At 69.4% G+C, this 7,145-nt stretch carries 3 protein-coding genes and 1 pseudogene; all 4 read right to left on the minus strand.

Translation table 11 applies throughout. The annotated features are described in order from the left end of the window. Positions 1–451: pseudogene (locus Ae331Ps2_RS32875) on the minus strand (hypothetical protein); the annotation flags it as partial. Next, positions 451–4,662 (minus strand): MobF family relaxase, encoded by a 4,212-nt coding sequence (gene mobF, locus Ae331Ps2_RS29825; protein WP_175582034.1) that lies wholly within the window; start codon positions 4,660–4,662, stop codon positions 451–453. The pseudogene Ae331Ps2_RS32875 and the gene mobF, both read right to left, overlap by 1 nt. 1,314 nt (positions 4,663–5,976) lie before the next feature. Beyond that, the gene (locus Ae331Ps2_RS29830) at positions 5,977–6,192 is read right to left on the minus strand and encodes a hypothetical protein (protein WP_075313379.1); all 216 of its coding nucleotides are present in this window, start codon (positions 6,190–6,192) and stop codon (positions 5,977–5,979) included. 46 nt (positions 6,193–6,238) lie between these two features. Next, a partial coding sequence (locus tag Ae331Ps2_RS29835) for a hypothetical protein (protein WP_217695672.1) occupies positions 6,239–7,145 on the minus strand: 907 nt, incomplete at its 5' end.

Consider the following 7,145-nt stretch of genomic DNA (forward strand, 5'->3'; position numbering starts at 1 on the left):
CGGGACGGTCACAGAACCCGCCTTGCGCCGCCTCGGGCGCGGCGAACGCGGCGTAAGCGTGCGGCACCCACCGGGTATGCCACTCCGCAGCCTGGAAACCTGAGCCGTGCGGGCTGTAGGCCTGCCGGTAGGCGGCGTGCAGCCACGACAACGTCTCACGGCCCCAAGAGTGCGCTGGCCAGCACGGCGGGATCTGCCGCACCGACGGTTCCAGGGTCGGTGTCAGGACCTGCCCCACCCATGTTCCGAGTTCGTCCCACGCCGCTGCTGCGTCCGCGGCGTCGAGCTGTGGCCAAGCCACCGGCCGTAGCCCGTCCGCAGTGCCCGGCCCGCTCTCACCGTCGTCAGCGCTGATGACAACGGTTTCGAGGTGGCTGATCCGGGCATCCAACGCCGTGACCAGCGCGGTGAGCTGTTCCAGCGCCGCCACCAACGACGGATGGGCGGTCATCAGCTGTATCCCAGACCGTGGCTGCGGCGCTGCTCGACATGCTGGTCGAGGCGCGGCACATCGTGCTGGTCAAGGTGATGACGCCGGGACGCTTCCTCAGCGCGGGCACGTTCCCGCGACCCGACCGACTCCACCTTCAGCCCAGCACCGGCCGCAGCGCTACTACCAGCCCGAAAACGGTCGGTACGGAGACGGTCGGTGCCGGTCCGCATCGCGAACTCCCGCCGCGGCCGGGGCCGGTCCTCGACCGGCACCACCATCGACGTGCTCCGGGTACGGCCACGCCGATGTAGCTCCTCTGCCGCGTGCCGGGCGTCCTCGGCGAGGTCACGGACACCGGTGTACCAGCCGGTGCGCCGCTCGTGTGCTGCCGTCCACGTCTCGACCTGGTCGTGAGCGAGCGTGGCCAGGGTCTGCGCGGTCCGGGCGTTGATCTCGGCCAGCTCCCGCGCCGCCGCGCCACCGGTCGGGTTGTCCCGTGCCGCGGCCGCGAGGTGCGCGTTCACCCGCGCGTCGTGCAGCCGCTCGTGTGCCGCCCACAACTGCTCGGCGGCATAGATCGGGGCGCCGGCGTGCACGCGTTCCCAGGTCTGGACCTTCTCCGCCAGCACCGCGTCCGGTAGCCGCCGATGCTCCACCAACGCGGCATCCACGCCGAGGGCGGCGACCGCCCGGGTCCACCACGCCCGGGCATAGACGTCATCAGCTGCCGGCGCCGGCCCCAGACTGGCCGCGGTATCAGCGATCCCGCTGTATTCCCGGTACCCGGCCGCGACACCCGCGCGGCGCACCCACTCCGACCACTCGCCGGTACCGGGCCCGGGCACCGCGCCGAGCGCTTCGACCGCCCACCCGGGTGCCTGCTCAGCAGCCCGCCGCCCCAGCACGCCGATCCGGTCGACGATCAACGGCGCCAACCGGTTCCGCTGCCGAGCATGAACACCATCACCAGTAACGGTCCACGACTCGAACACCGTCGCGGCGGTGACCGGGTCCTCCGGCACCCGTCCACTGACCGCGCCGGCGATCCGCCACCGCAGCACATCCGACACGTTCTCCGCCGAGTCCAGTTCCCGCGAGCCCGCAACCTGGGAGAGGAGCCGCGCCGGGTCATGCCCGGCCAACTCCGACTCCGCGAGGACCGCCAGCAGCGACCCGCGACCGCCCTCAGCCTCGACCCGGGCCGCGTTCACCGCACCCAACGCCCCCGTCAGAAGCCGGCCGGCCCGTTCACGGTGCTGCATCCGGGCCAGGTCGAACCAGTCCCCGGCCAGCGTCACCAACGACCGCGCCTGATCCTGCGCCTCGGCGCGGGCAGCCACCGCCGAGGTCTGCGCCCCACTGAACTCGATCACCGACGAAAACCGCGACCTCGCCGTCTCCGCTAGGGCCTGCGGATCATGAGCATCCGCCGGGCGGGCGGCGACCAGCCACACATGATTCTCCACCCGGCCCCGGGTGATCGCCGGATACACCGCGTCCCGGCCCATCTCCTCGGTGATGACCGAGTGCCCGGTGTCAACCGTCAACGACTGCGCCGCATGCACCGTCCCCGCATAGGCCAGCCGCAGATACTGAGCGGCATAAGCAGCGGGGAAATACGCGGTCACACCCTGTCCGTCACGCCCCAACAGAAAGTGATCACCCCTGTCATCCCGGGCTTCACCGACGATGGTGTAGACCTCCCGGTTGGTGACCTGAGCACACCGATGCCCCCCACGGGCACCAGCCGGGAGGTCCACCCGGATGGACCGGTCGTTGAACCGCGCCTGGACCCGATCCCCGACCGACACCACCTGCCCGCCCGGGCCAACACCGTGCACCCACCCGACCGGCTCCGCCTGGACCCGGCCGAGTCTGACCAGCTCTTCCCTCAACCGTTCCGATAGCTGCGCGGCCTGCTCGTTCCCACCGACGATCAGCAACGACTGCCGCCCGGCGACGGTGTCGGCCAGCCACGCCCGAGCCGCCGCCGCCTCCATCTCCTCCACCGTCCCGGCATGCAACCGGCCCCGAGACAGATACGCCGCGACCGCGGCGGTGTCCCCGCCGCGGACCTGCAACGACGCCGCCCTCTCCCACTCCTGGGCGAAGCGGTGCACCGTCTGCAGCTCGGTCACCGACGACGCGTGCTCCACCAGATGGGAGAACAACCCACCCGCGCCGACCGCGCCCAACTGCTCCGGGTCACCGGTCAGGACGACCTTCGCCCCCGCACCCGCAGCCACCCTCATGATCAGGTCCAGATCAGCGGTGGAGGTCATCCCCGCCTCGTCCACGACAACCAGATCCCCCGCCCCCAGCCGGTCGCGGACCTGACCGTCGGAGCCGGGGGTGAACCGGCCACCGAACACAGCAGTGTTGATCGCGTCGATGTGGGCGTCAGCGAGGTTGTTCGCCGCGATCTGCGACGTCGTCACCCCCAGGACACGCCCCCCGACCTCGCGGGACCACACCTGCGCCAGCGCCGACATGGTGCGCGACTTCCCCGCTCCCGCCGGACCGACGACCACATCAGCCGCGACCCGCGAGGTCAACACCCGCAACACCGCCTGCACCTGATCCGCCGACAAACCCAGCTCATCAAGCTCGGCCCGCACCCCCGCGGTCTTCTCCGCCACCAGACCGACGTCCAAAGCCGAGGACACCCGCGCGACCACCGCCTCTTCCCGCCCGAGGTGCGCAGCCGAGGTGTAACGCTCACGATGCGCCCCCCGCAGCACGTAGCCGCCGTCCCCGACCACCGCCGACCCATCAGCACCCACCCGGGCACCCCGGTCCCGGCGCAACTCATCCGGCACCGGCGCAGGCTCAGTCATCGACACCTGCACCACATCCGCACGGCCCACCGCCTCCCGAGCCCACCCCTCCAACGCCGCCGCACGCTCCACCGCAGACGCAGCGCCGAGCCCCAAATCAGCCCACCGGTCACCGACACCAGCCTTGACCGCCAACATCAGATTCCCGATGTCCCACACCGCATACAACGCCGACACCCGCTCCACCGCACCCGCCAGCAGCCCGTCCCGGGTCAACCGCTCACCCCGCCCCCCACCCGCAGCGGCTTCCGCGATCGACGACAACGAACCACGCAGCTCCTCCGCACGCTCCCGAGCCCACCGCTCCAGAGCCACCGGACCCGCATCCGCCGACTTCGGCGCGCGCGTGTCGAACACCGCCGTCTGCGCGATCTCCCGCAACACCGTCACCGACGGCTCCCGCCCCGACCGCGCCCGATACTGCTGCGACAACACCTCAGCCCGCGCCACGACCTGCCCCCGCCGCGTCGACGCCGACGCCAACAACGACTCATCAACACCGGCAATCTCCCGCGCCAACCCATCCGCACGGTCCCGCCACCCCACCCCGGTCGCAGCACTCACCTCCTGCTCCAGGGCCTGCTGGTAGACCGCGTCCACCGCCTGCTTGATCCCGGCGAACGACGCTCCATCCAGAGCGCCGATCTTCCCCCCAGAGGTCACGGTGCGGTTCAGCAACGCCGCATGCGTGTGCAACTGCGGCTCATCAGCACGACTGGTCGAATGCGACCACAACGACCACGTCGTCCCCGAACCCTGCTCGAAAGTCCCCATCCCCGCCGCCGACCGCGGACCCGAATGACGACCCGTCCGCGTCACCGCAACCCGCGCATCCGCAAACGACACCGCCGCCTCCACCGCCGACCCATGCGCCGCCCGGACCTTCTCCGCGTCCTCCACCGCACCCGCTGCCAACAGCGCCGCGTAATACACGCTCACCGACTTCGGCGCACTGAACGTCCAGTCGTAATACGCCACCGACCGGCGACCATCCGACTCCGCGGCCCGGCGAATCTCCTCCACACGCTCCGCGCTCGGAGACCCCTTCTCCCGCGCGATCGCACGCTCGACGCGCTCTTCCGCCGACAGATAATTCCGAGGGCGAGATCCGATGAACACCGGATTCTTCACCGACGAATCCGGATGTCGCAACTGCCCGAACACCGCACGCACATCACCAGGCGACGCCACCTCGCACGCCGTGAACGGCAACCCGAGACCAGCCATCCCCGACCCGAACCAGTACCCGGCCGGCTCGCCCGCGGCCACCGCCTTCTCGTAGTAGCCCGGAGAGTCGACACCCTCCGGCGCCCGGGACTCATGTGCAGCACACCCCGACCCGCGAACGAGGTACTCCACCGCTCCCGCGCCGATCGCCGTCACCCGCAACACAAGCCTCACCCTACCTCGCCGGACCAAAGATCATCAGATGATGCATAGGTGTGGTCGGTCTGATCTTGAGCGGGTGGGCCCGGCCGCTGCCGGAGCGGCAGGCCGACAGGCGCGGGCAGACGGCAGGTGAGGGCAACGGCGACCAGTCCTGCGCAACGGTCGGACCGAACGGGCTGAGGCAAGCCGACCCGGACCGCAGCCGCCCCCGGGGCGGCGAGGACCGGAAACGGCGCGGCAGCACCCGCCCGCACCGCCCCACCTCTGCCCCGAGCCCGCACCGGACACCTCTCAAAGCCCCGCGAAGAACCTTCCCCGCAAAAATTCCCCAGCGCTCACGCCCCGAGAACCATTCGAATCCCGCCAGGGGCTTCAACTTCCGCCGCTGACCAGGACAACGGCTTACGGCCAGCAATACTAACTCGATATGACCCACTTTTCGAGACGCCATCGATTTTGAATTTGAATCGACACGAACTCCCTGAAATGTTGGGTTCCTCCAGGTGTCCGGAACCGATTAATTCCCTCTTTGAGTTTAACACCGAGATCTGCGCCCCCGCTCGTACATCAGCGAATTCTCCGCCCCCCGCGCAACCACCAGAAGAGGACGGAAAGAATCCGTCCGCAACCTTACGGGAAGGCGATGTCATCAAGCCCACGAGATCACCCTCTATCGTGATCCTGCTGTCTTCTGTGATGAACAGAAACGCTGCCGACACAAGCAGAGCAAGGAATGTCAGACCAGCCGATACTACGGCGGCTTGGAATCGCCGTGAGCGGCGTCCGGTACCCTTCGATCGGGGCTTCTGGATCCGCAACGGAACCGTATTCTGATCATTATTTCGCAGCGTGGGCGACCCCTCTCTGCGACTATCAGGTCTCTCCCCTCGACCCGCTGGATCAAAAAGGTTCATGATTCAACTCTCATTTCTCTACGGCGCGCCTGTGAGCGCCATAACTCCGATACGTTCGTGACGGTGCCGCGGTGACAGGCGCGGGCGACCACAGCGGCGACGTAGCGGGCTGTGCCGGACTTGCGACGTACATCGAGTGGGGGCCTCGGGCCTGACCTCGGGTCACCACCCGTTCATCGGTCACTCCGCCCCCGGCTCCGGTGGGCTATCCGGTGAGGACAACGCCGTGGTCAACAGCCCGTAAGACCCGGCGCAGCCCGCGCGGGCCGGGCAATTGACACAGGTGGTCATCGGCACGCGGCCCGGACCGCGGTCACCCCGGGAGGCGAGGACCGGAAACGCGGCCCGGACGCAGCGTGGCCGCACCGGCTCCTCGCTCCCGACCGCACCTCGGCGGGTTCGGCTACTCGAATTCTTCCTCGGTGGACCGCCAGACCACCCATCCGGTGCCCACGTGCACGATTCGTACTTCGTCGATCTCGGCGTCGTCGACACCTTCGATCGCGACCGGGATCGCAGCCTCCACCGTCGTATACACCGTCGTGAACGCCGCAGCCGGTAGCCAGTCGCTGGACAACTCGACATCGGCCTCGATCCGATACCCGCGGCCGCGGCTCACTGCATCGGGCCCGGCTCCGGGCTCTGAGGGGGACGACATGGCGGGGTTATCGCCGCGCCGCCGGCGGCGGCCGGTCTGGTTCAGGGGTGCGGTCGCCGGCCTGTGAGACAGGCATCCGGACGCGTAACCCGACGAGCAGGCGGGGGCTCCATACCCGCTCCGCGCCCAACCCGACCAGCAGTTTGTTCCGTCGTAGCCACGCCACCGCCGCGTCGACACGTGCCGCCCCGACCTCGGCGCGCAGTTCACGGGAGACCGTCCCGCGGGCCCGCCCTGACTGCAGCAGCACCTCGACGGCAGCGTCGACCGCCTCCCGGGTCTCCGCTGCTGGCGCGAGGCGATCGAGAACCGTCGTGATCCGCGCGGCCAGGGTTTTCCGATCAGCCGGGTCGATCGGCGCAGCCGGCGGGGGCAGCAAGTCCAGATCCACCCGATACCACGCCAAAGCCCCCCGCACGCCCGGCTTCTTTTTCTTCCTGCCGGACAGAGTCCCGGACAGAGTCCCGGTCATCGGTCCGGTCGGTTCCACGACCAGCAGCACCGCCGCACCCGGGACGTTCGCCCGCGTTTTCTCGATGTAACCGGACCACTGCGGCTCGATCGTGAGATCAGCGAGCGTCAGACCCGCCGTCTCGGCCAGCTCGGGGAGTCGGTCAAGGCCACCGGGGAGGTCGTGACGGGCGATGACCTGCAACGGCAGGCGGGTAGCCCCGGGCGGCACGCGCGCCACTACCGACGACCCGACGCCCAGCAACACCGCCCGGGCCGCCGGCACCACCACAGCCCGTTTCCTTCCGTTCCCCAACCGCCGCATCGCCCCCGACCCGAACAGCAACGACACCGGCGCAGGCCCGGACTCGGACTCGGACTCGGACTCGGACTCGGACTGCATCGTGGTCTTCCTGTTCTCGGTGCTCATGCCGGTGGTGCTCATGCCGGTGGTCTCTCGTCGT

The sequence above is a fragment of the Pseudonocardia sp. Ae331_Ps2 genome (assembly GCF_001932405.1).
Taxonomy (GTDB): Bacteria; Actinomycetota; Actinomycetes; order Mycobacteriales; family Pseudonocardiaceae; genus Pseudonocardia.